Origin of the sequence: Bradyrhizobium sp. SZCCHNPS1003, assembly GCF_032381555.1 — a bacterium.
Taxonomy (GTDB): Bacteria; Pseudomonadota; Alphaproteobacteria; order Rhizobiales; family Xanthobacteraceae; genus Bradyrhizobium.
Map to the genome: position 1 here is coordinate 219786 of NZ_JAUHIU010000004.1, position 24879 is coordinate 244664.

Below are 24879 nucleotides of genomic sequence, written 5' to 3' on the forward strand. Positions count from 1 at the left end.
CATTGCAGGCACTTGTCATCGGGAACAAGCTGATTGATCAAGACGGCTCTCGGCGTAGCCTTCTGCTCGATTTTTCCCACGAGGAGTTGAGCCATGGCTGTAATTTCGGCTGCAATTTCGGCTGCGAACGAAGACCTGCTGGCGCGACGACACGAGGCCGTCGTCAGGGGCGTGAGCTATGCGACGCCGCTGTTTGCTGATCGCGCCCTCAACAGCGAGGTGTGGGACGTCGAGGGCAAGCGCTATGTCGACTTTGCCGGCGGCATCGCGGTGCTCAACACCGGCCACTGCCATCCGCATGTCGTTGCCGCGATCCGGGCGCAGCTCGACCGCTTCACCCACACCTGCTTCCAGGTGCTGCAATACGAGCCGTATGTGCGGCTGAGCGAACGGCTCAACGCGCTGGCGCCGATTTCGGGGCCGGCCAAGTCGATCCTGCTGACGACCGGCGCGGAGGCGACCGAGAACGCGATCAAGATCGCGCGCGCGGCCACGGGGCGCAGCGGCATCATCGCCTTCACCGGCGCCTTCCACGGCCGCACCGCGCTCGCCAACGCCATGACCGGCAAGGTGATGCCGTACAAGAAGCATTTCGGACCGCCGCTGCCCGGCGTCTGGCACGCGCCGTTCCCGATCGCCGGCAGCAGCGTGTCGGTCGAGGACACGCTGTCCTACATCAACTTCATCTTCAAGGCCGACATCGACGCCTCGCAGGTCGCGGCCATCATCATCGAGCCGGTGCAGGGCGAGGGCGGTTTCCACCAGGCGCCGCCGGAGCTGATGCGGGGCCTGCGCCGGATCTGCGACGCCCATGGCATCGTGCTGATCGCAGACGAGGTGCAGACCGGCTTCGGCCGCACCGGCAAGATGTTCGCGATGGAGCACTACGACGTGCAGCCGGACCTGATCTGCGTCGCCAAGAGTCTCGCCGGCGGCATGCCGCTGTCCGGCGTGATTGGACGTGCCGCGATCATGGACGCCGCGGAGCCGGGCGGCCTCGGCGGCACCTATGGCGGCAATCCGCTGGCCTGCGCGGCGGCGCTCGCCGTGCTCGACGTGTTCGAGCAGGAGAAGCTGCTCGACCGCGCCAATGCGATCGGCGACCGATTGCGCGCGGCGATCGAGCGCTTCTCGCGCGCCAACAACCTGGTTCCGGTTTCCGAGCCGCGCGGTCCTGGCGCGATGGTTGCATTCGATATCCTCAAGCAGCGCGGCAGCGACGAGCCGGATTCCGAGATGACCAAGCGCGTGACCCGCGTCGCGCACGAGAACGGACTGATCCTGTTGTCCTGCGGCGTCACCGCGAGCACCATCCGCATTCTGGTGCCGCTGACCGCGTCCGACGAGATCGTGGACGAAGGGCTCGCGATCCTGGAGAAGTGCCTGGCCGCCTGACGCGCGGCCGAGGTGAATGGGAAGGCTGGAGGTTTGAGACGTGACTGACGCTGCGGCGGCTGTGCCGAATGACGTGATGGAGCGGCTCGCCGCCGCTATCGATGCCAACTTCGCCAAGCAGGTCGCCTTCCTGCAGCAACTCGTCCAGTTCCGCAGCCTGCGCGGCGAAGAGGCGCCGGTGCAGGACTGGCTGGCCGGCGAGTTCGAGACCCGCGGCTATCAGGTCGACCGCTTCAGCCTTGAAGACGTCGACCTGATGCGCCATCCCAAGGCGGCGCCGATGGACAGCATCGCACTCGACGGCTCCAAGCAGGTGGTGGCGACGCTGGACGGCGCGGGCAAGGGACGCAGCCTGATCCTGCAGGGCCACATCGACGTCGTGCCCGAGGGCCCGACCGATCTCTGGAACGATCCACCCTATCAGGCGATCGTGCGTGACGGCTGGATGATCGGCCGCGGCGCGCAGGACATGAAGGCCGGTGTCTCCGCGATGATCTTCGCGCTTGATGCCATCAAGGCCGCCGGCTTCGTGCCGGACGGGCGCATCCATCTGGAGACCGTGACCGAGGAGGAGAGCACGGGCAACGGCGCGCTCTCGACTCTGATGCGCGGCTATACGGCCGACGCCTGCCTGATCCCGGAGCCGACCGGCCACACGCTGACCCGCGCGCAGGTCGGCGCCATCTGGTTCCGGCTGCGCGTGCGCGGCACGCCGGTGCACGTCGCCTATGCCGAGACCGGCACGAATGCGATCCTCTCGGCGATGCATCTGATCCGCGCCTTCCAGGAGCACACGAAAGAGATCAACGCGCGTGCCAAGTCGAACGCCTGGTTCGCTGCGGTCAAGGATCCGATCAAGTTCAACGTCGGCATCATCAAGGGCGGCGACTGGGCGAGCTCGACGCCGGCCTGGTGCGACCTCGATTGCCGGCTCGGCGTGTTGCCGGGCGAGACGCCGGCGCAGGCCATGGCCGGCATCGAGCAGTGTCTCGCGAAGGCGCAGGCCGCAGACAGCTTCCTGTCGGAGAATCCGGTCGAGCTGGTGTGGAGCGGCTTCCAGGCCGATCCTGCGGTGTGCGAGCCCGGCAGCGCCGCCGAGGCGGCGCTGGCCGAGGTACATGCACGGGTATTCGAGAAGCCGCTCGACGTGCGGCTCTCTACGGCGGTCAACGACACCCGCTACTATCAGGTCGACTATGGCATCCCGGCGCTGTGCTACGGGCCCTATGGCATCGGTCCGCACGCGTTCGACGAGCGCGTCGATCTCGACAGCGTGCGCAAGACCACGCTGTCCATTGCGATGTTCGTCGCGCAATGGTGCGGACTGCGGCCGGCATGATCACGGTCGCGCTTCTCAGCCGTCCCGGACTGATGGATCCGATGCAGGCGCTGCTCGCGCGCGAGCTGCCGGGCGTGACCGTCGCGTCATGGCCGGAGTCGGCGGCACGCGATGCCGAGCTTGCGGTGTGCTGGAAGCCGGAGCCCGGCGCGCTCGCGACGATGCCGAAGCTGAAGCTGATCCATTCGATCGCGGCGGGCGTCGACAACATCCTGTCCGATCCGACCGTGCCGGATGTGCCGCTGTGCCGGATCGTCGATCCCGATATCTCCGCGGCCATGACCGAGTTCGTGCTGTGGGGGACGCTGTATTTCCACCGCGACTTCGATCGCGTGGTCAGCAATGCGCGCAACGGCGTGTGGCGTCGGTACGAGCAGCGTGCCGCGAAGGACCGTCGGGTCGGCATTCTCGGGCTCGGCGAACTCGGCTCCGCGGCGGCGATCCGTCTGGTCGAGCTGGGCTTCGCGGTGAGCGCGTGGTCGCGCTCGCCCAAGGCGCTCGCCGGCGTGCGGACCTACAGCGGCGCCGATGCGCTCGACGACTTCCTGGGTGAGACGGAGATCCTGGTCTCGCTGCTGCCGCTGACGGCCTCGACCGTGGGCCTGCTCAATGCCGGGCGCCTGGGCCGGCTGCCCAAGGGTGCCGCGGTGATCCTGTGCAGCCGCGGCGAGCATCTGGTGACGGAGGATCTGGTCGCGCTGCTCCGCAGCGGCCATCTGCGCGGCGCCGTGCTCGACGTCTTCGAGCATGAGCCATTGCCCGCGGACCATGCGCTGTGGCGCGAGCCGGGCGTGCTGGTGACGCCGCACATGGCGGCGATCGCCTCCTGGGAGGTGATCGCGCAGCAGGTGGCGGAGAATGCGCGGCGTCTGCTGCGCGGAGAGACGTTGCTGAACGTCGTCGATCGCGCCCGCGGCTACTGATTTACCAGCGGTCTACTCGAGTGTCTGCACCGGCGGCGCCACCGGGCCGCGCGGCGCCGGCGGAGCGACAGCAATGGTCCGTGCAGGCGGTGGTGCGCTGCGCGGCGCCGCCTGCGGCTGCTGCTGAGGCTCGGTCATCGCAGCCTGGCTGTCCCTGACTGGACGCCGGACCTGCTGCGACCGGGCTGCACGCGAGCGGCGGAAGCCCCAGGAGCGCGCGATCGAAGGACCTGCGGTATAGCCGACGACGGCGCCGGCAACGGCTCCCACCGGTCCGAATACGACGGCGCCCGACAAGGCGCCCAGCGCGGCATCGCCGCCGCGGTGCTCGTCGGCCATCGCCGCCGATACCGTCAGTGTCAGCGCCAAGGCCGCGGTCGTCAGCAGTCTGGTCATGAGATGTCCCCTCCGTCGCATCAGCGCCGAAATGGCGGACAAATGTGGCGATAAGAATGCGAGGAGCGGAACCTGTGAGGGAGCCGGTAACCCTAATGCGGACACAATGTCTCAGCGCCGCGGCAGGGCGCGCAGCTCCGTTCAATGCATCGGGCCGAGCACCGACGCGAACGGCATGGCGATGATTTCCTCGCCGAGATCGTCGGAAATGTGCAGCACCCAGTCGCGCCAATCCTCGTCGCTTTCGGAGGAGATCAGCGAATGCATGACGCGCTCGGCGTGATCACAGGCCTCGGCGAGATCGATGACCGCGGTTCCACGCCGATCGACGAGGAACTCATCGGGATTGGAGCAGTGGAAGAAGACCTGCGTCATGTCCGTCTCCTCAAATCGCCATCCGGCGAATCTCAGTCAGAAGTAACAGTGCGGCGGCGTGCGCGAAATCGGATTGATCACGTAAGGTAAATTACGGGGCGCAGTCTGAGCCGGTGGAACCGGACGTGCAGTGATCCAGCTCACGGAACGCATCGGTGTAGAGAAAGTTGTCGCGGACCATTCGATCCGGCGACAGGAGCTCGACATGATGTCTGAAGTCCAGATCCACGCGATCGCCCGGCAGATGCTCGAGGTGCACGGCGCCTCGGCTGTCGCACAAGCTGCGCAGAAGGCGCAGCAATGCGAGGCCAGTGGCGAGGCCGACGAGGCCCGCGAATGGCGCCACATCTCGGACGCCATGAGGATGATGCGCGGTCCCCATCAGAGCTGACATCGGATCCCAATTTTCAGAATATGCCGCGCGTTCCGGCGGCCTCGCTCGACTCTGCCCGGCTGCAGCCGGCGGTGGATACGTTTCGTCAAGGGGAACGTGTGCCGCATCTCATCCTGGTTTCCGACCCATTTTCCACGCAAGAATCGGGCAACATGATTCGGCAGTGGATTCGCCGCTGACCGACGTTGCCGGCGCGCCCGCCGTCCAGGGATTATTGCCATGGTCTTTTTCAAGCGTGAGCTGAGCCCCGTCGAGATCTTCGAGCGTGCGCTGAAGGACAAGCAGGCCGCGCGGCGGCGGCTGACGGATCGTCTCCGGGTGGCCGAGGCGGCGCTGGACGAGAAGCGCGTCGCCGCGGAGCGGCTCGCCAAGGCAGGCGCCAGCAACGGGCAGCTCGATCGTGCCGAATCGAAGATGCAGGCGGTCGAGCAGAAGGCCAAGGCGCTGCGCGCATCGGTCGCCGAATGCGACGAGCAGATCATCCTGGCGGAGCGCGCCTTCGCCGACGCGGTGGCACAGCGCGACCGCGACCGCGCCGCCAACGACATCGAGGCCGTCGCCACCGCAATCGAGCAGGCGGTTCCTCGCTTCGAGATCGGTGCGGCGGCGCTCGTCGATGCGGTCACGCGCGGCCGTGCGGCGCTGAGCGAGGCCAGCCGCTTCGCGTCCGATGTCGATGACATCCGACGCGAGGTGCTGTCCGCCGCGGAGCTGATCTGCTGGGAGCTGCGCGCGGCCGCGAGCCGGACGCGGGCCGGCAACATCAATGTGGCCCTGCTGGCGCCGCCCGAGGTGAGGCAACTGCCTGCGCCCGAGACCGACCGTCAGATGATCTACACGCTGAGTCCGCTGACCTGGCGTGAGGGTGAGGAGGTGAAGCGCGTCGCCGCGTTCACCATGACCGCGCTGCCGAAGGCCCTGCTGCCGCTGGCGCTGGCGCATCAGCACGTCGACTATCTCAACGCGCGCCGGGTGCAGACGCTGATGCACGTCCATGGCGGCGGACAGCAGCAGAGCGAGCCGATGCCGGACGATCCGGCGCTGGTCGATCTCGATGCGCTGGGTGTGCAGGCGGAGGAAAGCCCGCGGGCTGATGTCGCCTGAGCGCGTCCACGCGCGCGGGCGCGCCGGGGCGCGGCTGGGGTTTGTTGGATCGGCCGCGCTGCTGCTGATTGTCATCAGCAGTGCACAGGCGGAAGATCTCGATGCCGGCAAATCCGGCGCGCGGCTGTTTGCGGACAGCTGCGCCACCTGTCATCGCTCGGCACGTGGGCTCGCCAAGGGGCGCTTTCGCCTGACGCTCTATTTGTTCCTGCAGAAGCACTACACCAGCAGCGACGACTCCGCGTCGGCCTTGAGCACCTATCTGCAGTCGGTCGATGCGCCGGCGGCCGCGCCGGCCCGCCGTTCCCCTTCGCGGCGACCGGCCTATCGCGGTGAGACAAGACCGCCGCGGCCGCCGCTACCGGTGCGAGGACGTTAGCGATCGACCTCGATCGCGTCAGATTCAGTCGCTTGGCCCGCAGTTTTCCGGTGTGTGCTCGTCCGGGTGTGGCCGATATCCGCAACCTGGGCTATGCTCGTCGGCCAAGGTGCTCGAACGCTCCGGGGGGCCAATCTCGCGCGTGTCCGTGCGAAGCTGGCCGTCCTGAGCCGTGTCGTCCTGACGTCTCAGTCGTGCCGCGAGCCGCGTTATCGTGATTGTGTTTTCGGGCGTTATGTCTTTTGACGTTGTGTTTGGGCTGTCTGAGGCGGGGCAGCGGCGATGATGACCTTACCGGAGCTCGCGGCAGCGGCGTTGGAGCGTTTCCTCAGCTCCTATATGCGACGCCGTTTCGGATCGTCTCATACCCAGTTGACGGAGATGCTTCCGGCGGCTGCGCGCATTGCGCTGGAATGCATCGGCAACAGCGATGCGCTGTATCACAACGTCGAGCACACCTTGCTGGTCACGCTGGCCGGCCACGAGATCCTGCGCGGCCGCGCGCTGCACAGCCACATGACGGCGGACGACTACGTCCACGTCATCCTGGCCTGCCTGCTTCACGACATCGGCTATGTCCGCGGCCTGTTCAGGGAAGACGACGTCGACGGCTTCGTCATCGATCGCGGCGGCCGCAAGATCTGCCTGCCGCGCGGCGCCTCCGACGCCAGCCTGATGCCGTATCACGTCGACCGCTCGAAGCTATATGTGATCAACCGCATCGAAGGCATGGCGCCGCTGGACAAGGATCGCATCGCCCGCGCCATCGAGGGCACCCGCTTTCCGCCGCTCGCCGGCCAGCAGTTCGACGAGGAGCAGTCGATCGTGCGCGCCGCCGACCTGATCGGACAGCTCGGCGACCCCAACTACATCCGCAAGGCCAACGCGCTGTACTACGAGTTCGAGGAGGTCGGCATCAACCGGCAGCTCGGCTATGAGTCACCGGCCGATATCGTCAACCGCTATCCGCAGTTCTATTGGAACAGCGTCGCCCCGCACATCCAGACCGAGATCCGCTATCTCAACATGACATCGACGGGGCGCCAGTGGATCGCCAACCTCTATGCCAACGTGTTCCGCGCCGAACGCGACATCTCGCTGTCGGGCCCGCAGAGTTGACCGGCTGAGTTAGCGCCGGCCGCCGACCTCGTCGATGTGGCCGAGCAGGTCGGCCGGATCCTCGTAGACGCGGATGGCGCCGGACTGGCGCAGTTCCTCCGAACCATAGCCGCCGCTCAACAGGCCGACGCCGAGCGCCCGGCAGCGGGTTGCGGCGAGCATGTCCCAGATGCTGTCGCCGATCACGACCGCGCGCTCGATCGGCGCGTCGAGGCGGGCGGCGGCCGCGAGAAACAGATCGGGATCAGGCTTGGCGTAGCGGACCTCGTCGCGTGTCACGACAGTGTTGGTCTTGGGATCGACGCCGAGCGCGGCGAGATTGACGGCCGCCGTTTCCATTCTCCCGCTGGTCGCGATCGCCCAGGGGATACCGGCATCGGTCAAGAAGCCGAGCAGCTCGCGTGCGCCGGGCAGGGGCCGAACCTGGCCTCCGAGCTTCTGATAGGCCGCGGCATGCGCTTTCCGCAGCCGCTCGATCCGATCGGGCTCGATGGCAAAACCCGTCTCGCGCAGCAGCTGGTTGGTGAACAGGCCGCCGCTCATGCCGATCTTGCGGTGGATGCGCCAGACCGAGAGCTCGATGTTCTCGGCATCCAGCGCCGTCTTCCAGGCGAGCACATGCTGATAGACGCTGTCGACCAGCGTGCCGTCGAGGTCGAACAGGAAAGCGGTTTCGATGCGCATGGCTCGCTCCGGGCTGGATGTCTGCTGCGTAGCAGCTGCAAGGCCAAGCGGCAGCGGTCATCCGGGTTCCTGCCCGCCGCGGGGCTGTGCCGTGCCCGCTATGGCGGTGCGCAGACCGACGAACGGCGCGTCGTTCGGCCATGGCCGGCAAACGTGCCGTGCGGTCTTTCCGCTCCGTCGGCAGCCCCGAGGCCGCTCCGGGGTCAGCCCTTGGGACGGATGAAGCCGGCCAGCGTCTTCTTCTGCTCCTCGCACCAGTTCGTCATGCCGAGGCGGCGCTGATCCATGTCGATGGCCTGCGTGGCGACGGCCACCTCCGCCATCAGATCGTCGTCCTGCTTCTCGCCCATCTTGCCGCCGGTGTGCATATAGGCGATCGCCTTGCGCACCTTCTCGGTCGTGCCGTCAGGCATCTTCATGTCCTGCGCCTTCTGGACCAGATCCTGATAGACGACATCGACGCCGGGACATTCGACCTTGGTGGCGAACGCCTCCAGCACCATGGTCGTATACATATGGCGTGGCTCGGCGCTGCCCGGTGTCAGGGCCGCCAGCAATGCCGCAGTGGTCAATGCCGCAAGGGTTGACGTGTAAAGCAGACCGTTTCGCATCCTCTGGCTACCTCCCGCTTGTTTTCGGCGAGGCTAGCCTGTGGGCGACGCGCGGGCAACAACGAGCGCAGTGCAGCACGCGCGAAATGATCGAAGGGGCCGGCCGGCTATTTGTTCAGCCGCCGCTCCTGCTCCTTGAGCAGAACGTCGAGCTCTTCGCTCTGCTGCGCGAGGCGGTCGGCGTTGCGCTCCTCGTCGGCCGCACCCGACTGCGAAGCGGCCTGCTCGGTGATCTGGCGGATGTTGTCGCGCAGGATCGCGATGCGGTCTGCGAGGTCGGAGGCGGACAGGACGGTCGGATCGGTCAGGCTCATGAACCCCTCGGCGATGCGCATTGTCAGGCGCAGTTCCTTAGCTCGGAAAGCCGCGTCGCGACAAGTGCATCGACGAAATCGATCACCGCCGCGTCGATCGGCGCGGACCAGCGCGGGCGCCTGTGCGGATCCCTCAGCGCACCGGCATTGGCGGACGCACCACGGGCTGGTCCGGATCGACCGGCGCCGACGGCAGCGGCATCGGAGCAGGCGGCGGAGGAGCCATGCCGGCTGCGGCCGGCGGCGGCGTGCGCGGCCGGTGCACAGCTGCTGCACCAGGCAGTGCTGGGGTCACGGCCGCGGTCGCAGGGCGTGGGGCCGGGCGCGGCCGGATCGTCTGCTCGATGGCGCGCGGATCGAACGACCGTGCTTCCGCGGTCCGCTCGCTCGACCGCTCGGCGGGCCTGTCGCTGGGCTTGGCCTCGGCGACCCGCGCCATGTCGCGGACCATCTGCTCCTGCCCGGCCTTCAACTGTGCGAGGCTCGTCTTCAGCTCGCCGATCTGCTGGCTCAAGGCAGCGAGGTCGTGGGCCATCGATTGCAGCAACTGCTCCTGCGACGCGGTCGCGCCAACCGCGCTCGTTGCGTGCTCCTGCGCCTCAGCCGGCGCTTCGGCGGCCGTCTGCTGGGGCGCGGTCGCGGCTGGCTGTGCCGCGGCGTCCTTGTCGGCGTTCGATGCCAGCGTGATCCGCGGCATCCAATGCGCGATCATCTCCTGGGCTTGGTCTCCGTAGCTCTGCCAGGCGGCCGCGGCGACCGCGCTGCCGACGGCGAACAGCACCGCCAGAATGGTGCGCACGGCCCAGGTGGCGAACGTGCTGCGCTCTCCGGTGACCGCGAGGTCGCTCGTCGCCTGCGTCCTGTAGTCAGGGTCGATCTTCGGCAAGGGGACATCCGGCGGCCGTTGCGAGCTGCGCCTGTCCGCTTCGGCGGCGGTGCGATCCGCGCGGGCCGCCAGCACGATCTCGGGATCGATCATGGCATGAGGCTGCTGATCGCCGTCTTTGGTCGTCGTTGCAAGCATTGACGCTCCGTCCTCCGTTGTCGTCCGCCTCGCAGGCGGCGCTCGGCTCTGTACCGATGTGTCGTCCTACCAACGCCCTCGTGCACCAATGCTCCGCGTACTCACGCTGCATCGTACCTACGCTTCGTGACACCAACGTCGGATGACGACGGCGCCACAGGACGCTCGGCCTCTCGGCCGCATCAGCACAGAACCTGGATACCGGTTGTCCCTCGTGCCCACGCATCTGCATGTTCACGGTGATTCATCTTGGCCAGAGCCGCATGCTCAGGAACGTCCCATCATCGTTCCGTCGCGTCGACGCTCGGCCGATTCCCAATCTCATCGACACTTGGTCATATCCGCCCAAACCAAGGCGAAGACATGGCGGTTGCGCGACCCATGCGACCTCCACCTCTGGCCGCAGGCGGAGCATACCCCGAATGCACCGCGAAGGCTATGCCGACGGCGTTTCTCCGCGCCGACGAGATCCCGGCCATTGTTGCCGACCGGTGCCGCGAAATGAAGCTTCGATCGGCCCGTCAACGCTTGAGAATGTCGTCGGTGGGCAGCCGGATCTCGCAGCAGAGGCCGCTCGGCTCGAAGCGCCGCACGACGCGGGCACCGACCTCGTACGGCAGCATCTGTTCCAGCAGCACGGTTCCAAAGCCCTGGCGCTGCGCACTCAGCGTGCGTCCGGACATGCCGGTCTCGGTCCAGTCGATGACCAGCCAGTCGACCGCGTCGTGCTTGTCGAGCCGCCATTCGATCCTGATGAAGCCCCGCGGCACCGTCAGCGCGCCATATTTCAGCGCATTGGTCGCGAGCTCGTGCATGGCAAGCCCGATGCTCTCGGCCGCCTTCGGCTTCAGCCGCACCTGGGGGCCCAACAGCGAGAATTGCCTGTCCTCGCGCGCGGCTCCGGCGCGCAGCTCATCGGCGATCAGCTCGGCCAGATCGAAACCGGCGAGGGGATCGCGCGTGACGACCGCCTGGATGCGCGACAGCGCCGTGATGCGGCCTTCGAGGTGACTGGCGAAATCCTCGACACTGTCGCTCGAGTCGCCCGTGCGGCGGATGATCGAGCGGATCACGGCGAGCATGTTGCGGACGCGGTGCTGCAACTCGGCGAGCAGCAGCTTCTGGTGCTCGGAGGCCGAGACCAGCGCCGTGATGTCCTGGGTGATGCCGCCGATGCGCTGCACCCGCCCCACCTCGTCGACCATGGGAAAACTACGGATGCGCAGCCAGCGCATGACGCCGTCTGGCTGCCTGACGATACGGACGTCCAGGCTGTCGCGCTGGCCGCGCCGGGCGCGCTCCAGGCTCTCGAGGGCGCGGGGCCGGTCCTCCGGCAGCATGAGCTCGGTCCACGATGCGAGATGGTCGCCGCGGAGCACGGCGGTGCGCGGGACGCCATAGATCGTCTCGAATGCGGGGCTGAGATATTCCCATTGCAGGGTCTCGGCATCGCGGATCCACACCACGTCGGAGGACGCTTCGCCGAACTGGCGGAAGCGCGCCTCGCTGTCGCGCAGCGCGGCCTCGGTGCGCTTGCGGTCGTCGATGTTCATCACGAGCTCGACGAGGGTGCCGTCGCCGAGGTCACGGCCGGCGAACATCATCCAGGCGCGTTCGCCGTTCTTGCGAAAATACTGCTTCTCATAGGGACCGAGCCGGCCGGTCTGCCGCAGCAGCTCGATCTGGTCGCTCGCAGTGCGCATCCATTCCGGGGGGGTCAGGCTCTTCCAGGTCAGCTGGCCGCTGTTGATCTCCTGGCGCGAATAGCCTGTCATCGCCAAGAAGGCCTCGTTGGCGTCGATCAGGGTGCCGGCTGCATGATCGAAGAACAGCACGCCGACCGAATCGATCTCGAGGAGGCGGCGCAGTCGATGATCGCTGGCATCGCCGCCATTCGAATGCGGCTGCTGTGCGGGCGGCCCAGCGTCCGGCAGCTCGCTGCAGCCGAGGCAGACGGCGAGCTCAGGATCGGCCTGTGCGAGGGCAAGGACGTCCGAATCGATCGTGAGCAGGTGAGCATCGGCCCAGAAATGCGCTGTGCGCAGATAGGCGAGGAAGGCCGCCAGCAGATCGAACCTGGTGTTGCCGAAGGCGTGTCGGATCGCGCGCCGCGAGCGGTCGGAATCAGCACTTTGCATGAACAGCACCGACGCGGCCTCGAACAGGTCCGCCTCGCCGTCGCTGCCCGGCTCCGGGATGTCGAGCGGGGGCTGGAGAATCTCAAGCCGGCCCAGCGCCGCCGCGGTGCGCGCGGGATCCGCGAGCGGCCGCGCGAGCAGTTGACGCGCCCGATCGATCGTCTCGGGGCGGGATGCCGAGTCGCCCGCGGGCTTGCCCAATCCGACCAGAAAACCGAAATGCCGGGTCAGACAATAAGGCGAATGGTTGAGGCGCGACAGATGGACGGCGAGCCGCTCCTTGAACAGGGCCGGCAGCGGGGTGTCGAGATAGGCGGATTTGGCGAACTGCCAGAGCTGTCGGGTCGCCTCAGGCGCTGACGGCGCCGACCTGAACAGGTTGGGCATCAGCCCGAGGCGCTGCACGATCTCCTGCTCGAAGGGTCCGTCAACCATGCGCTGTTCGACCATCGCCGTTTCCCCGGCAGAGTGCCGAGCCGGTCAGCATAGCGCAAGCGCCGCTCCGAACCTCTCACTCATTCGCGTCGAGCTGACGGCCTTCGCGGTCCAAATGCAAGTAATTCGCGTTGAACAGGCCTGCGCTCATCAGGCGCTCGAGGTCCGGAAGTACCAGCATCTTGCCTTTGAGCACGATCAGGTTGCTGGCGCGCAGTTCCTGCAGCGTGCGGTTGACGTGGACCTTCGACAGGCCGGTCGCCTCGGCGAGATCGGCCTGGGTGAGCGGGAAGCTGCAGCTGCTGTCGTCGGCGAGACCCGCCAGGCGCAGCCGGAAGAACAGTTCGCACAACAGGTGCGCCATGCGTTCGGACGCGGTGCGCTGCCCGAGATTCATGGTCCATTCGCGCTGGATCGCGGCATTGACCAGCGTCTCCCACCAGAACGCCGTCGCAATGCGCGGATAACCGGCGCTGATCTCGTCGAAGAACTCGCGCGGCAGATCGGCGATCGACACCGGCGTGATGGTGCCGATCGAATGGTCCATCTCGCGCAGAATGAAGATGTTGAGATCGCAGATATCGCCAGGAAGGAAGAACGAGACGATCTGGCGGCGGCCGTCCTCGAGCTGCTTGTAGCGGCAGGCCCAGCCATTCAGGATCAGATGCACGTCCTTGGGCTTCTCGCCTTCGCGCGCGATGTCGGTGCGTGGCGCGAAGGTCCTTACCCGCTGAGCCGCAGCGCGGTTGAGCATCAGGCGGTCGGCCGCAGAGAGGCGGACGAAATTCTCGAGCTTGCGTACCAGATGACTCAAAGAGCGGTTCCCCCGAGTTAGTTTATTGGGGTTCCATGTGGTGCGACTTCAATAACTTATGTTAGCATTGTACCGCGTTGACCGCTGGATCTTTCTACACTTGCATGAGGACTGCATGAGGAACCAGCGCGGGCCCGGAGTCGGAGAGATTGCCGCGGCTTCCTGCGCTGCCCGTGCTCCCAAGCGATGCTCGAAGCACGAGCAACATCGCGCGATCCCGACCAACCCTTCGCGCCTCTGTCGTGGAACTCTCATGAAAACTGATGAGGACCACCGTCGAAGCCCGTTGATCTACGGGAATCGACGCGGAGCGGCGACGATCTGGCGCCACGCCAGGTCAGCGGATTTAAGACCCCCTCAGGCTCCGCTTCCTAAGTTGATCAAAACAATCAACTGGAAATGCATCATGCGAGTCGGTCAGCTCTTTGCGGTGTCGATGCTCTCGATCACGGCGCTTGCCTGTGTTCTCGGGGCCCCGGCGATCGGCGCCAAGCGCCCGCTGGCTGCGGTCGAGTACTCCAGTATCGATCGCGCGCAAGGCCGGATCGCGGTCGATCGCGAACGGGATCGAATCGAGCATTGATCAACTCGGCAATCCTCCGAAAGTCGCGCAGGCGATGTCTGAGGCGGTCGAGGCGTATTTCACCAATGCAGCGGGACTGATCGAGAAGGAGACCGTGGTGTCGCGCAGCAATGCCGGCTGATGGCGACCTGCTTGACGAAGTCCTCCGTGCTCGGCGCAATGCCGAGCGCCGAATTCACCCCGGTCTTTTCGCAGACTGATTGGGCGAGGGCAGGGCCGGCGAGTACCAGGCAGCCAAGCGTGCTGAGTGTGCGTCGCATGGGTGGTTCCTCTCGTTGGTTGCGGCCTAAACCGAGAGATGTCCACGATGTTCTGTCGACCTCGCGCGCGCCGCGCCGTGTGTCCGGTGAGGGGACGCCGCGAGCAACCGGCGCAGCCGCAAAGCGTCGGCGGGCGCCGCGCTCTTCTGGTCGTTGTCGAAATAGACGTAGACGTCGATCCCGTGCGTCGCCCAGGCGCGAATGCGCTTGGCCCAGGTCGCGAGCGTTGCGTCGGTATAGTTGTCCTTGTAGCGGCCGCCGGGGCCGTGTCCGCGCACATAGACGAAATCGGCCGTGCGCTTCCACGGCGCCGGGGCGTCGTGATGGTCCGACAGGCAGAGCGAGATGTTCGCGTCCCTCAGCAGGCGCATGATGGCCGGCGTGTACCAGCTCGGGTGACGGAATTCGAAACTGTAGCGCCGGTGCCTCGGCAGCAGCGGCAGAAAGGACTCGAGGCGCTCGGGATTCGCTTCGAAATGCGGCGGCAGCTGGAACGGCACGGGGCCGGCCTTGTCGCCGAGCAGCGACAGCCGGCTCTCCATCAGCGCAATGCTGTTGACCGAGCGCGCGGACAGGCGCTTCCAATGCGTGATGAACTTGGAGGCTTTCCAGGCAAAAACGAAATCGGGGCCGGTCTGATCGCGCCAGCCGCGGACGGCGGCTTCCGTCGGCGTCCGGTAGAACACGCCATTCAGCTCGGTGGTCTCGAACTGGCTGGCGTAGTAGGGCAGCTGGTGCCTGATCAGAAGGCCCTGCGGAAAGAAGGCGCCGCGCCAGGACCCGTAATGCCATCCCGATGTGCCGACCACGACCCGGGCCATCATCGTCCTCTCGCCGAGACAAGAACTCGAGAGCAAAGCGTCGTGCCGGCGTTCGGGTTCCTCTCGCAATCGCGACAGATGACGAGGCGAGTGTCCTAACGCCCCGCGGCGTGCAGCACGGGCGCACTCAACAGCTCGTTGATATGCGCCGCCGTCTCGGCCTGCATCGCCTTCTTCAGCATGATGTCGCGTTCGGGGCCCACGGGAAGACGCGCTGCCGCCTCGCGGGCAGCGGTTGCAGCCTGCTGCAGCCGCTGGCCGAACGACTGCTTGCGCCGGTTCCGGTTGACCTTCATGGCGAAACTCCTGCTCCTTGTGAACAGAAGTGTGCGGCGCCGAGCCTGTGACGTCGCTAACACACGTTACCGTGCAATTCACTATCCCTGGAGGTCATTTTGGAACCAACAACAAGGATGCCGTGCTGATTAGTTATTTGATCGATCGGGATCGTTACCCGGAACGCTGAGATGCACCTCATGACCCTGCTTGATGGCAAGCGTCGCGGCTGATGCCGCCGATTCGAACGCTGCTTCCTTGGTGGCATAGTCGCCGTGCGCGTTGCCGTCGTGCAGCACGCTCCAATGATCGTCCACTGCTACGATGGCGTATTGAGCCAGTCCCATGTCGTCCTCCGTTTCTCCGCGTCCAATTCGAGGAAGTCGATGAGGCCGGCAATGCCGGCCAACACGCCCATGATCGGTCCGGCCAGCAGCAGCCAGGCGGAAATATCCGCCCACATGATTTCGGCGGTCCGCCAATAGGCGATGTCGGTGACGAGTGCTCCGATGAAGCAGACGATAGGGAGTGGCACCAGCATCGGGTGGATCGGACGCCGTGCGATCTGCGCCGTCGGCTGCAGGGAAGGTCGGGTGGTTTCGGCGGTCGCCACGGGGGGTCTCCTCGATTGGGCACGGCCTGTTGCTGCGTGGAGAACCGTCGGCCTGACCGGGCGTTCCGATGATGACGACGGATTTGGCGTGGCGCTCACGCGTGACACGCGACGGCGGGTCGACCGCCCGGTCACCCGTGCCTGCGTATCGGTCAGTGGCTCCTGTTCAGCGGTCCGCTGCCGCGCCCGGCGCGGCTCATCTCGCCGAGCACGAGTCCAACCAGAGCAAGTTGCATCCGTTCCTGCGCATGCGGACGAACCTCGGGTGACGCGTCCGCTTCCAGACGCCGGCGAGCCGTGGGGCAACCGGCCCGGTCTGGCTCGTCGTGGTTGGGTCTACCCGGCCGGGCGATAGCCTGTTAAGCAACGGCGCAGGACGGGGCGGTCCCCGCGGATACGAGACTGAGAGGAAGCGGCAATGATTCAGACGGTCGGCATCATCGGAGCAGGCACCATGGGCAACGGCATCGCGCAGGTTTGCGCCGCCGCGGGCGTTCCGGTCGTCATGGTCGACATCTCGGAGCAGGCGGTGGCGCGCGGGCTCGCGACCGTAGGCTCCAGCCTCGACCGCCTGGTCAAGAAGGAGAAGATGACGGCCGCCGACAAGGACAGGGCGTTGTCGCTCATCACCGGCACTGCCGACAAGGCAAAGCTGGCGAGCTGTGACCTGGTCATCGAGGCGGCGACGGAGAACGAGGAGCTGAAGCTCAAGATCCTCAAGGACCTCTGTGCCGGCCTGAAGCCCGAGGCGCTGATCGCGACCAACACCTCTTCCATCTCGATCACCAAGCTCGCCACCGCCACCGATCGGCCCGACCGCTTCATCGGCATGCACTTCTTCAATCCGGTGCCGATGATGGCGCTGCTCGAACTGATCCGCGGCCTGCAGACCTCGGATGCGACCCATGCGGCCGCCGCCGAATTCGCCAAGCGGATCGGCAAGGTTGCGATCACCGCGAAGAACAGCCCGGGCTTTGCCGTGAACCGCATCCTGTGCCCGATGATCAACGAGGCGATCTTCGCATATTCGGAAGGCATCGCGACCGCCGCCGACATCGATGAGGGCATGAAGCTCGGCTGCAATCACCCCATCGGTCCGCTGGCGCTGGCGGATCTGATCGGTCTCGACACGATGCTGTCGGTGATGGAGGTGTTCTACAACGGCTTCAACGATCCGAAGTATCGTCCGGCGCCGTTGCTGAAGGAAATGGTGGCTGCAGGCCAGCTTGGCCGCAAGACCGGCAAGGGCTTCTACGACTACAGCAAGTAGCTGCGGCAGATTGCTTCGGCGGCGGGTGACGCCTGCGCCCGCCGCGCATCAGCCGATGATGGATTTCGTTTCGGGGACATTGGGAATGCGGCGATGACGCGAGCCGATATCTCGGCTGGCATTGGTCACCTGATCGCTGCACGCGATCGGCTGATCACACGCTCCAATGTTCGCGTTGCGCAGTATCAGCCCGAGCGTTGGGTCTCGAGCCGCCGCTCCCGAATGATAGCTACCAGGCTCGCGCTGAAGTGATCCAGATGGACGGCACAGCGCCGGGCGGGCAAGGGGCCATGCCTCGCTGATGCAGCCCACTAAGCCGCGACCCGGCGTGCCGTTCGTGATTTGCCGCTATGCGATGGTCCGAAGCGAGTCCCGTCGCACTCAGCGGATCTGGTACGGAGGTGGAGTCATAGAACCTCCCTGCAATCAGATGGGTTGTTGTCGTTCGGACATCACCGGCACCGTGGTGAGCGGCCACCGGAAATGGACGACGGGGTGGTCGTCCTCCCGGCTGTCTGCGCTGTCAAGGTGCATCCTGACGCATTGATGAATTCGGCGTTACAGGGCGTCGATACGCGCCTGCAGGAAAACTTTGATCACGCGCTGGTCTGATGACAAATCCGCGCAAATCACTACATGAGGGGGGCCGAGCCGTGTCGGTCGAAGAAGGTTCGCGATTGCGCCCGGTCGAGCGCGCGTCGTCCGCAGGGCGGAGACGATCGGGATCTTGTATGTAGGCGTAGTGCTTGGGGGCACCAAAAAAGCTGCACGGCGCAGCGACATTGATTGCGGTGCGTCAAACGGCCCAAGGTCGTTAGCGACGAAGCTGAAGGTTTCGGGAACCAAAGATTTCGTGGTGTTTTGTTTGGCGCGAAAAGCAAGGCAGGAGAACAGCGATGAGAGCAGTTGGCATTACTCTGGCGACGGTCGCCCTGTTTGCGGGGACTCTGCCCGCTCTCGCAGCGGAGCAGGGCACGGCGGGCATGGTCACGGGGATCAACCGTCTCAACGGCACAATCGCGATCAAGCGCGTTCCCAACGGGACCGTCGGCGCCAACACGGCGGGAGCGGACCAGGAGTTCAAGATCAAGGACAGCGCCATGATCGAGAACATCCACGCCGGCGATCGGGTGACGTTCTCGACGTCCGACGCCGCCACACCGACGATCATCAAGCTCGATCGGCAGAAATAGCCGACATAGCCGGATCGAGGGCGCGATGCAGCAGTACGGTGTTCTCCGCGGGCTGGGCGCTTGGCGTCTCGGGCTCTGGGTGATGATGACGGTCGGGGCCTGCACTGTTGCGAATGCGGCCTCGACCGACCTGTACCAGGCGCAGACGGTCGTGACCGGTCAGGGCGAGGACAATCGCCGGGCAGCCTTTGCAGCATGTCTGGAGGACGTGCTGATCAAGGTATCCGGTGCATTTCAGCTTAGGAACGACGCAAGGCTCGCGCCACTCGAGGCGCGGGCGGCGGAGTTCGTCGCCGGTTTCGACTATCACGATCAGATGTCGGGCAAGCCGAAGCACGACGAGCAGGGCACGCGCGACCGGCCGTATGACCTGACTGTGTCATTCGATCGCGTGCGGATCGATCAGTTGCTGGCGAGCTTGAACGTCAAGCCGTGGCCGGGGCCTCGCCCGTCGATTGCTGTGATCGTGGCGATGACGGCAGGCGGCCGCACGTTCCTCGTTGCATCCGACGACCGGACGTCCGATCTGCAGCGCGACGCATTGCGCGCGGCTGCCGTCAAGCGTGGACTCGAGATCGCTCTGCCAAGCGCCGCCGAGATCTCGAAGGCCGCTATTGAGAAGACCAAGCTGAACGATGTCCAGCCCGTGGCCGTCGCGTCATGGTTTCCCGGAGCTGAGGTCATGCTCTTCGGTGATCTCACCTGGGACGACGCCGAACTGGGCTGGGTCACGCGATGGCGCCTCGATCGCGCGGGCAAGCAATATCGGTGGCAATTCCGTGGCGTGACGTTCGACGAAGCATTTCGCCGCGCTCTCGGTGGAGCCGCGCAGCTTCTCTCCGACAACGGAGCGCCGTGAGGTTGCCGCGATAGTCTGCAACCATCCCTGTCGAGTGCATGCCGGAGCCGCGCATGCGGGTCGCGAGAGTCTCGCGCCCGAGCTCGCTCCGGCAAACAGACAGGAGGGTGTCCGTGGTGAAACTCAGAACGTGTCTCGTTGCTGCGCTGTTGATTGCCACGCCCGCCTCGCTGGCGGTGGCTGCGCCGGGCCTGGTGCGCACCGCGGCCGCCATGCGCGCAGGACCTGGCCCGGGTTTTCCCATCGTCGAGCGCATTCCGGCCGGGGCCCGGATCACCATCCATGGCTGCATTCAAGGCGGCGCGTGGTGCGATGTCAGCTTCGGAGGCGAACGCGGCTGGGTCGCGGCGCGGACACTCGCCTATCTGTACCGTGAGCAGTACGTCTACCTGCCCGAATATGTCGAGTACGTGCCGACTGTCGGCTTCACGCTGACCACCTATTGGAGCAGCTTCTATTTCGGACGGCCCTGGTATCATAGGCACGCGTTCTGGAACCGCTACTGGCATCGCCATCCGCCGGTCATGGCGCAAAATCCGCCTCAGCCTGGCATGACCCCGGGGATGCCGGGTCGTGGTCCCGGCGGAACGATCCAGCCTGGCGCCGGAGCGGGCGCGGTCGCCGGCACAGGCCAACAATCCGGACCGCCTTTGGGCATGCAAGGTCGTGTGCCGCCTGCGACTGCCGCCGGCCCCGCCGCACCTCCAGTCGTGGCTGGTGCTCCCGCTCGAGCTGGAACACCACCCATGTTGCAGCCTCTGATGAGCCGGAGCGGCGGTGCGCCGCAGAGCGCCCGCGCGCAGATGGGCGGCATGCGCATGGTCGGGACTTCGCCGCAAATCGGCTTGGCGCATATCGGGGGTGGCACCGCCATGGGTGCTGCGCGTGTCGGCGTCAGCGGCCCTCGCGGCGGCGGCGGGCGTTCCGGTCCGGGCGGTGGTTTCCGCCGGCACTGAGTCTTCAGCGCTGGCGTGGTGTCCGGATTGTGAAGGTGGCGTGCCGGCCGGCGCTGGCGACGGCGGGCGCGATGACTACATGGATGTCATTCCTCAGTGCCTCCATTGTCCTCGCCTATCGCGATAAGGCCTGTGCTCACCTTCCTGCTGCTCATCATCATGCCCATCACGCTGTCGGCCGCGAACTATCTGCGCGGCGATCGCCGCGGCAGCTGGCAGACCGCGGACCGTTCGAGCGCGGGCCTGCTGCCATCGCCGGCGCAGCATGCCGACGCGGTGGTGCGCGTGTTCGCTGCGCGCACGGTGCGTTGGCGTGGCATCTTCGCGGTCCACACCTGGATCGTCGTCAAGGAGAAGGGCGGCCCGCGCTACACCCGCTACGACTACACCGCCTGGGGTGAGCCGATCCGTGTCGATGGCTTCGCGCCCGATGGTCGCTGGTTCGGTGCATCGCCGGAGACCGTGCTGGCCGTCGACGGCGAAGAAGCCGAGCGGGTGATCCCGAGGATCCGCAGCGTGATCGAGAACTACCGCTTCCGAGCCTATGGCGACTACAACGCCTGGCCGGGGCCCAATTCGAACACCTTCGTGCAGGCGGCGTTGAACGCGCTTCCTGAGCTCAACGCCGTGCTGCCGCCGACCGCAATCGGCAAGGACTTCCCCTTTGACGGCTGGTGGGGGCGCACGGCCTCCAGGACCGGTCTGTTCGTATCGCTCGGCGGCTATCTCGGCCTCACCGTCGGGTGGATCGAGGGCGTCGAGCTGAACATCTTCGGGGGAGTTCTCGGCGTCGATCTGCGACGGCGGGCGCTGAAATTTCCCGGCATCGGCCGCCTCGGCATGCCACCGGCCTGAGGCCCGCGATCTGCCTGTCGGGCACTCCTGGCTGGCATGCTGCTTGCTGCGAGCCTCTTCAGCGCGCCTGCGATGTCGCGGATGCGCCAAACGCCGGGCGAGGCGAAAAGAGGCGGATGATGAGCACGCTGTTTGCGATCTGCGCGACCTATGAGGTGGACGATGGCGCGGCGCGGGGCTTCGTTCTCCAGCGCCGCGAGCCCGATGGCAGCGCCAAGCCCTGGCCGATCCTGGTCACGCGCAAGGGCAACAATTTCTACGGCTTCGAGAATGCCTGCCCACATCAGGGCGCTCGCCTCGACAAGCATCCTGGCGAGTTCATGGACGAGGAAGGCAATTTCCTCGTCTGTGGCGAGCATGGCGCGCAGTTCGACCTCGATACCGGACAATGCTTCATCGGGCCCTGCCAGGGCCGGACGCTGTCTCCGGTCGAGCTCGTGATCGATGACGGTGACATCTGCCTCTCCGGGATCGATCTGGATGAGGAGGACGGCCTCGACATCGACGATCCCGAGGATGACGTGCCCGAGGTGCAGATCACATCGGACTGAGGCTGAGGGCCGGCCGCCGCTGCCGGGTTAGCGTTTCTTCCGTTCGGCGCGGCTGTAGTTGCTGAAATGCCCCTCGCGCGCTGCCTGGCTGCGCGCGGCCTTGATCAGGCCGGGGCTGCGCGCTGGCGGCGCCGGCAGCGAGGGCAGGCGGGTCAGCTTGCGACTGCCACAGGTCGGACAGACCGGCCTTTCAGAAATCCCGATCAGCAACTCGAAATCCTCTGCGCAAGCTGCGCAATGGAAGCTGTAGAACGGCATGACGTCATCCCCCATTGTCGCGAGGGGCATTGCACGAAGCGGGCCAGCGTCATTGCGGGTCGAATCGCCGATTCCGGGCTCGTTGGCACGCGAACGGCAGCATTCTCTTTGCTGCGCGTGTCCCGAATGCGACGCGGCTGGGGTCGAACATTCGACAGCAGCGCAGAGGTCCTGCGCCCGGCCGGCCGGTCCCGGATACCCGGGCGCCAGCCGGACGGGCAAAGCGGATCAGGCGTTGGTCTTCGGCACGTACTTACCGGCGACACACTTGTAACTCTGCAGACGCCACTCGTGATAGGGACCCTTGGACATCCAGTCTGCGATTCCGATCTGCGCGCTGACGGCGCAGGATGTCATCGTGATGCCGGACATCTCGCTGTTGGTGACGACCTTCTCCATGCAGAGCTGGCCGTTGCATAGCATTGCGACGAGAGTGACGAGCACGTTGATTCTGCCTCCATAGAGTGGGACCCGGTCAGGATCGAGAAAGCAGAGTTCATGCCAAGTTATGAATCTGGGCCGTGCTCCTACAGAACGGATTGCTACGGGTGTCACTTCACGGCTACAGAAGCGTGATGGATTCACTGCTTGGATCACGCAGCATTCGGCAACGGACCCGCGCGGGCTGGCCGATGAATTCGGGATTTGCTTGTATGCGGTGCCTTCGGCCTGATGGTCGAGGCTGACCCGGGTCTGCCGCGCCAAACAACAGGCACCGCCTGCGCAGTCCTGCGGCGCTCGCGGCTATTGGACGGCCGGGTCCCTTGGTGAACGCCGGGGCCGAACACGTAGACTTGCGCGACCAATATCCGATGCCCAGGACACGAGAATCAGTCGGAAGCCCGTCTCATTTGGCGGGCTGATATCAACGCCTTGATGCAGATGCCAGGGCCCTTCGGTCGTCCGTGGCGTCAGGCCTCGTTCAATCCGGCACCTCGATCGGTCAGGATCTTCTGCCCCTTCGCCGTCAGCTCGTAGATGTCGCCGTCCTTGGCGACATAGCCTTCGCGGATCAGTCCATCGAGCTCGTCCTGCCGGTCGGGCGAGAAGGCGATCGCCTGGCCGATATCCGAAAGCGTCGCGATCTGGTCGTCCGTCAGCATGGCCATCCTCCCGTTGTTGATCCGAACGTCATAGCGTCGCGAATGTTCCGGGAGCACTCGGTCCTACGCCTTGCGCACGAACTCCGACTTCAGGTTCATCTGGCCGATGCCGTCGATCTTGCAAGCGATGTTGTGGCCGTCGCTCGCTTCTTGCAGGCGGATGTTGCGGACCTTGGTGCCGCCCTTCACCACCGAGGACGATCCCTTCACTTTCAGGTCCTTGATGACGATGACGCTGTCACCGTCGGCCAGAACGTTGCCGTTGGCGTCGCGGATGCTGGCATCGTCGCTGGACGCTGCCGCAACCGCGGCGTCGCCGCTCCATTCATGGCCGCATTCCGGACAGACCCATAGCGCGCCGTCCTGATAGGCGTGCTCGGAGCGGCATTGCGGGCAGGTCATTGCGTCGGTCATCTCATCCTCGGGCGCGGGCAGGAGTGTAGCGCAGCGTTAGAGGCTCGGACGGAACCGGGCAAGAAAAATCCCCGGGGGAGGGCAGCGCGCGGCACAGATCGGCAGCGCGCCGCCATCGTCGGTCGGCAGCGTGTCACGCCGCCTTTCGCTCGGGGGTTTTGCTGGCCGGCGCGGTCTCGGCCGCTTCCATCGCCCGGAGGTAGGTATCGAGCAGCGTCTCGTGCTCGTCCCGCTCGTCCTGGTCCTGCTTCCTGAGCTTGATGATCTCCTTCAGGATCTTGACGTCGAAGCCTTCGCCCTTGGCCTCGGCGAACACTTCTTTCTTCTGCTCGTTCAGTTCCGCCAATTCGCCATCGAGGTGCTCGATCCGCTCGATGAAGGACCGGATGCGCGCGCCGGGAATGCCGATCTCTGACATGGTGACTCCTGTACTAATGGGATGGAGAAAATGCGCGGCAGTTCGTTGCCAATGTCTTAACGCGCGCGCCTTGCACACACCCGCAAATCCGACGTGCTTAACGCGGGACCGGGCGGGCTGCCGATGTTGCCGAGCGGGCGCCATGCGCTAACTTCGCTCCGCTGCCGAGAGCTTCTGAAACTGCTTCTTCATCGCATTGACGCGGCCGAGATAGCCGGCGACCGAATGGTCGCCGCAGCGCTCGCCATCCGCCGGCTTGAAGCCGCGGCGCACGAATCCGGCCGCCGGCCCGGCGCCGCACAGATGAATGACGGCCGCGAGATCCTGCCGCTGCTGCGCGCTCGGCTTGGCGCCAGGCTGCCGTGCGAGCGCGGCGGCGACTTGGCGGTCGAGCGAGATCACCGTGAGCGCCACCGCGTGCGCCGGCCAGGCGCGAACGTACAGGCTCGGCGAGCCGCAGCCGTCGCTGACCACCTCGTGATCCCGAATGCAGAACCGTGCGGCGTCCGCAAAGGCGCCGTCGGTCATCTGGAACAGGCCGACGGCGCTGGAAGCCGGCTGATAGAGCGCGAACGGATTCCACGCGAACCGCCAGCGCCAATAAGTGCGCGCCACCGGATTACCCGAGCTCTCGGTCTGCGCCAAGGCGGCGAGCAGCTCCGGCGTGATCGATCGCGTCGCGCTCTCACGGAACAGCGCGCCATATTGACGCCAAGTCTCCTCCGGCTCCTTGTCGAGCGAATGACCCGTCACCACGAACAGCTCGGTCGGCTTGCGCACGACATGATAGGCCAGATTGACCAGCGCGAAGGTCACGAGCAGCACCAAGGCGCCGCAGGTGATCTTGATCCACCGCGGCGCCGCGCCCACCGTCCGGCCCAGCCACTGCGCACCACGCCCTGCGATTCGCTTCGCATCGCGCCGCAGCGCGCGCCAACGGCTGCCGCGTTGCGGCTTGCGCATTTTTTGTTGTCGTGGAGCAGGGGGATTCGGCAACTGATTACC

The 24879-nt window shown here is 65.9% G+C and carries 32 protein-coding genes and 1 pseudogene; 14 read left to right on the forward strand and 19 right to left on the reverse strand.

Annotated features, from left to right (window positions below; translation table 11 throughout):
• Positions 1–93: 93 nt before the first annotated feature.
• From gabT to QX126_RS09035, 3 genes are read left to right on the forward strand one after another with little or no spacing between them, the layout of a single operon-like run.
• A complete protein-coding gene (gabT, locus tag QX126_RS09025) occupies positions 94–1395 on the forward strand; it encodes a 4-aminobutyrate--2-oxoglutarate transaminase (RefSeq protein WP_315780529.1) in 1302 nt (433 codons plus the stop codon).
• Positions 1396–1435: 40 nt separating this feature from the next.
• Positions 1436–2734: an ArgE/DapE family deacylase gene (locus QX126_RS09030; RefSeq protein ID WP_315780531.1), complete on the forward strand. Its 1299-nt coding sequence runs from the start codon at positions 1436–1438 to the stop codon at positions 2732–2734.
• Complete coding sequence (locus QX126_RS09035) at positions 2731–3657, forward strand: glyoxylate/hydroxypyruvate reductase A (RefSeq protein WP_315741165.1); 927 nt, start codon at positions 2731–2733, stop codon at positions 3655–3657. Before QX126_RS09030 ends, QX126_RS09035 begins: the two co-directional genes overlap by 4 nt.
• A gap of 12 nt (positions 3658–3669) precedes the next feature.
• Here the strand turns inward: QX126_RS09035 and QX126_RS09040 are convergent, their stop codons facing one another.
• Together QX126_RS09040 and QX126_RS09045 are read right to left on the reverse strand one after the other, a co-directional pair.
• Entirely contained in the window at positions 3670–4053 is a 384-nt protein-coding gene (locus QX126_RS09040; RefSeq protein ID WP_315780533.1) for a hypothetical protein, read from the reverse strand.
• Positions 4054–4194: 141 nt separating this feature from the next.
• The gene (locus tag QX126_RS09045; RefSeq protein WP_315741140.1) at positions 4195–4428 is read right to left on the reverse strand and encodes a DUF6894 family protein; all 234 of its coding nucleotides are present in this window, start codon (positions 4426–4428) and stop codon (positions 4195–4197) included.
• Between the two features lie 208 nt (positions 4429–4636).
• On the opposite strand from QX126_RS09045, the gene QX126_RS09050 reads away from it, so the two are divergent.
• From QX126_RS09050 to QX126_RS09065, 4 genes are all read left to right on the forward strand, one after another.
• A complete protein-coding gene (locus tag QX126_RS09050; RefSeq protein WP_315780639.1) occupies positions 4637–4819 on the forward strand; it encodes a hypothetical protein in 183 nt (60 codons plus the stop codon).
• Between the two features lie 222 nt (positions 4820–5041).
• Entirely contained in the window at positions 5042–5926 is an 885-nt protein-coding gene (locus QX126_RS09055) for a hypothetical protein (RefSeq protein ID WP_315741141.1), read from the forward strand.
• Positions 5916–6305 carry a cytochrome C gene (locus QX126_RS09060; RefSeq protein WP_315780535.1) on the forward strand — a complete coding sequence of 130 codons (390 nt, stop codon included), beginning with the start codon at positions 5916–5918 and terminating at the stop codon, positions 6303–6305. The genes QX126_RS09055 and QX126_RS09060 overlap by 11 nt, the downstream gene beginning before the upstream one ends.
• 282 nt (positions 6306–6587) lie before the next feature.
• Complete coding sequence (locus tag QX126_RS09065) at positions 6588–7424, forward strand: HD domain-containing protein (RefSeq protein WP_315741143.1); 837 nt, start codon at positions 6588–6590, stop codon at positions 7422–7424.
• A 9-nt stretch (positions 7425–7433) separates the two neighbouring features.
• Here QX126_RS09065 and QX126_RS09070 read toward each other — a convergent pair whose 3' ends face one another.
• The 6 genes from QX126_RS09070 to QX126_RS09095 form a co-directional block, all read right to left on the reverse strand.
• The gene (locus tag QX126_RS09070; protein WP_315780537.1) at positions 7434–8108 is read right to left on the reverse strand and encodes an HAD family hydrolase; all 675 of its coding nucleotides are present in this window, start codon (positions 8106–8108) and stop codon (positions 7434–7436) included.
• A 203-nt stretch (positions 8109–8311) separates the two neighbouring features.
• Positions 8312–8719 (reverse strand): hypothetical protein, encoded by a 408-nt coding sequence (locus QX126_RS09075; RefSeq protein WP_315741145.1) that lies wholly within the window; start codon positions 8717–8719, stop codon positions 8312–8314.
• Positions 8720–8826: 107 nt separating this feature from the next.
• The gene (locus QX126_RS09080) at positions 8827–9033 is read right to left on the reverse strand and encodes a hypothetical protein (protein WP_315712292.1); all 207 of its coding nucleotides are present in this window, start codon (positions 9031–9033) and stop codon (positions 8827–8829) included.
• 133 nt (positions 9034–9166) lie between these two features.
• Complete coding sequence (locus QX126_RS09085; protein ID WP_315780539.1) at positions 9167–10057, reverse strand: hypothetical protein; 891 nt, start codon at positions 10055–10057, stop codon at positions 9167–9169.
• 521 nt (positions 10058–10578) lie between these two features.
• Positions 10579–12645, reverse strand: a complete 2067-nt coding sequence (locus QX126_RS09090; protein ID WP_315780540.1) for a PAS domain S-box protein — start codon at positions 12643–12645, stop codon at positions 10579–10581.
• 61 nt (positions 12646–12706) lie between these two features.
• Positions 12707–13444 (reverse strand): Crp/Fnr family transcriptional regulator, encoded by a 738-nt coding sequence (locus QX126_RS09095; RefSeq protein ID WP_315712288.1) that lies wholly within the window; start codon positions 13442–13444, stop codon positions 12707–12709.
• A gap of 406 nt (positions 13445–13850) precedes the next feature.
• Between QX126_RS09095 and QX126_RS09100 the strand changes: the two genes are divergently transcribed.
• Complete coding sequence (locus QX126_RS09100; protein ID WP_315774596.1) at positions 13851–14027, forward strand: hypothetical protein; 177 nt, start codon at positions 13851–13853, stop codon at positions 14025–14027.
• A gap of 116 nt (positions 14028–14143) precedes the next feature.
• On the opposite strand, the pseudogene QX126_RS09105 reads toward QX126_RS09100, so the two are convergent.
• The 5 genes and pseudogenes from QX126_RS09105 to QX126_RS09125 form a co-directional block, all read right to left on the reverse strand.
• Positions 14144–14287 (reverse strand): annotated as a pseudogene (locus QX126_RS09105) (DUF305 domain-containing protein); the annotation flags it as partial.
• A gap of 26 nt (positions 14288–14313) precedes the next feature.
• Positions 14314–15108, reverse strand: coding sequence for a DUF72 domain-containing protein (locus tag QX126_RS09110; protein WP_315780640.1), 795 nt, complete (start codon positions 15106–15108; stop codon positions 14314–14316).
• Positions 15109–15203: 95 nt separating this feature from the next.
• Entirely contained in the window at positions 15204–15404 is a 201-nt protein-coding gene (locus QX126_RS09115; RefSeq protein ID WP_315780541.1) for a hypothetical protein, read from the reverse strand.
• A gap of 129 nt (positions 15405–15533) precedes the next feature.
• Complete coding sequence (locus QX126_RS09120) at positions 15534–15731, reverse strand: hypothetical protein (RefSeq protein WP_315755672.1); 198 nt, start codon at positions 15729–15731, stop codon at positions 15534–15536.
• Complete coding sequence (locus tag QX126_RS09125) at positions 15704–15997, reverse strand: DUF2231 domain-containing protein (protein WP_409999083.1); 294 nt, start codon at positions 15995–15997, stop codon at positions 15704–15706. The genes QX126_RS09120 and QX126_RS09125 overlap by 28 nt, the downstream gene beginning before the upstream one ends.
• Positions 15998–16415: 418 nt before the next feature.
• Between QX126_RS09125 and QX126_RS09130 the strand changes: the two genes are divergently transcribed.
• The 6 genes from QX126_RS09130 to QX126_RS09155 all read left to right on the forward strand — a co-directional run bounded on the left by QX126_RS09130 (position 16416) and on the right by QX126_RS09155 (position 21681).
• Positions 16416–17267, forward strand: a complete 852-nt coding sequence (locus tag QX126_RS09130; protein ID WP_315741150.1) for a 3-hydroxybutyryl-CoA dehydrogenase — start codon at positions 16416–16418, stop codon at positions 17265–17267.
• 896 nt (positions 17268–18163) lie between these two features.
• Positions 18164–18460: a copper-binding protein gene (locus tag QX126_RS09135; RefSeq protein ID WP_315741151.1), complete on the forward strand. Its 297-nt coding sequence runs from the start codon at positions 18164–18166 to the stop codon at positions 18458–18460.
• Between the two features lie 25 nt (positions 18461–18485).
• A complete protein-coding gene (locus QX126_RS09140) occupies positions 18486–19319 on the forward strand; it encodes a DUF2066 domain-containing protein (RefSeq protein WP_315780542.1) in 834 nt (277 codons plus the stop codon).
• Positions 19320–19435: 116 nt separating this feature from the next.
• A complete protein-coding gene (locus QX126_RS09145; protein WP_409999084.1) occupies positions 19436–20275 on the forward strand; it encodes an SH3 domain-containing protein in 840 nt (279 codons plus the stop codon).
• Between the two features lie 132 nt (positions 20276–20407).
• A complete protein-coding gene (locus QX126_RS09150; protein ID WP_315780546.1) occupies positions 20408–21130 on the forward strand; it encodes a DUF3750 domain-containing protein in 723 nt (240 codons plus the stop codon).
• A 116-nt stretch (positions 21131–21246) separates the two neighbouring features.
• On the forward strand, positions 21247–21681 hold the full coding sequence (locus QX126_RS09155) for a Rieske (2Fe-2S) protein (protein WP_315712272.1): 435 nt from the start codon (positions 21247–21249) through the stop codon (positions 21679–21681).
• Between the two features lie 27 nt (positions 21682–21708).
• On the opposite strand, the gene QX126_RS09160 is transcribed toward QX126_RS09155, so the two are convergent.
• The 6 genes from QX126_RS09160 to QX126_RS09185 form a co-directional block, all read right to left on the reverse strand.
• Complete coding sequence (locus tag QX126_RS09160; RefSeq protein ID WP_315755665.1) at positions 21709–21939, reverse strand: zinc ribbon domain-containing protein; 231 nt, start codon at positions 21937–21939, stop codon at positions 21709–21711.
• 228 nt (positions 21940–22167) lie between these two features.
• Positions 22168–22383: a hypothetical protein gene (locus QX126_RS09165; RefSeq protein WP_315741157.1), complete on the reverse strand. Its 216-nt coding sequence runs from the start codon at positions 22381–22383 to the stop codon at positions 22168–22170.
• 467 nt (positions 22384–22850) lie between these two features.
• On the reverse strand, positions 22851–23042 hold the full coding sequence (locus QX126_RS09170; RefSeq protein WP_315712266.1) for a hypothetical protein: 192 nt from the start codon (positions 23040–23042) through the stop codon (positions 22851–22853).
• A 63-nt stretch (positions 23043–23105) separates the two neighbouring features.
• Positions 23106–23456, reverse strand: a complete 351-nt coding sequence (locus QX126_RS09175; RefSeq protein ID WP_315741159.1) for a zinc ribbon domain-containing protein YjdM — start codon at positions 23454–23456, stop codon at positions 23106–23108.
• Positions 23457–23589: 133 nt separating this feature from the next.
• Complete coding sequence (locus QX126_RS09180) at positions 23590–23874, reverse strand: DUF2312 domain-containing protein (RefSeq protein WP_315780548.1); 285 nt, start codon at positions 23872–23874, stop codon at positions 23590–23592.
• Positions 23875–24021: 147 nt separating this feature from the next.
• The gene (locus tag QX126_RS09185; RefSeq protein ID WP_409999085.1) at positions 24022–24837 is read right to left on the reverse strand and encodes a transglycosylase SLT domain-containing protein; all 816 of its coding nucleotides are present in this window, start codon (positions 24835–24837) and stop codon (positions 24022–24024) included.
• Positions 24838–24879: the final 42 nt, after the last annotated feature.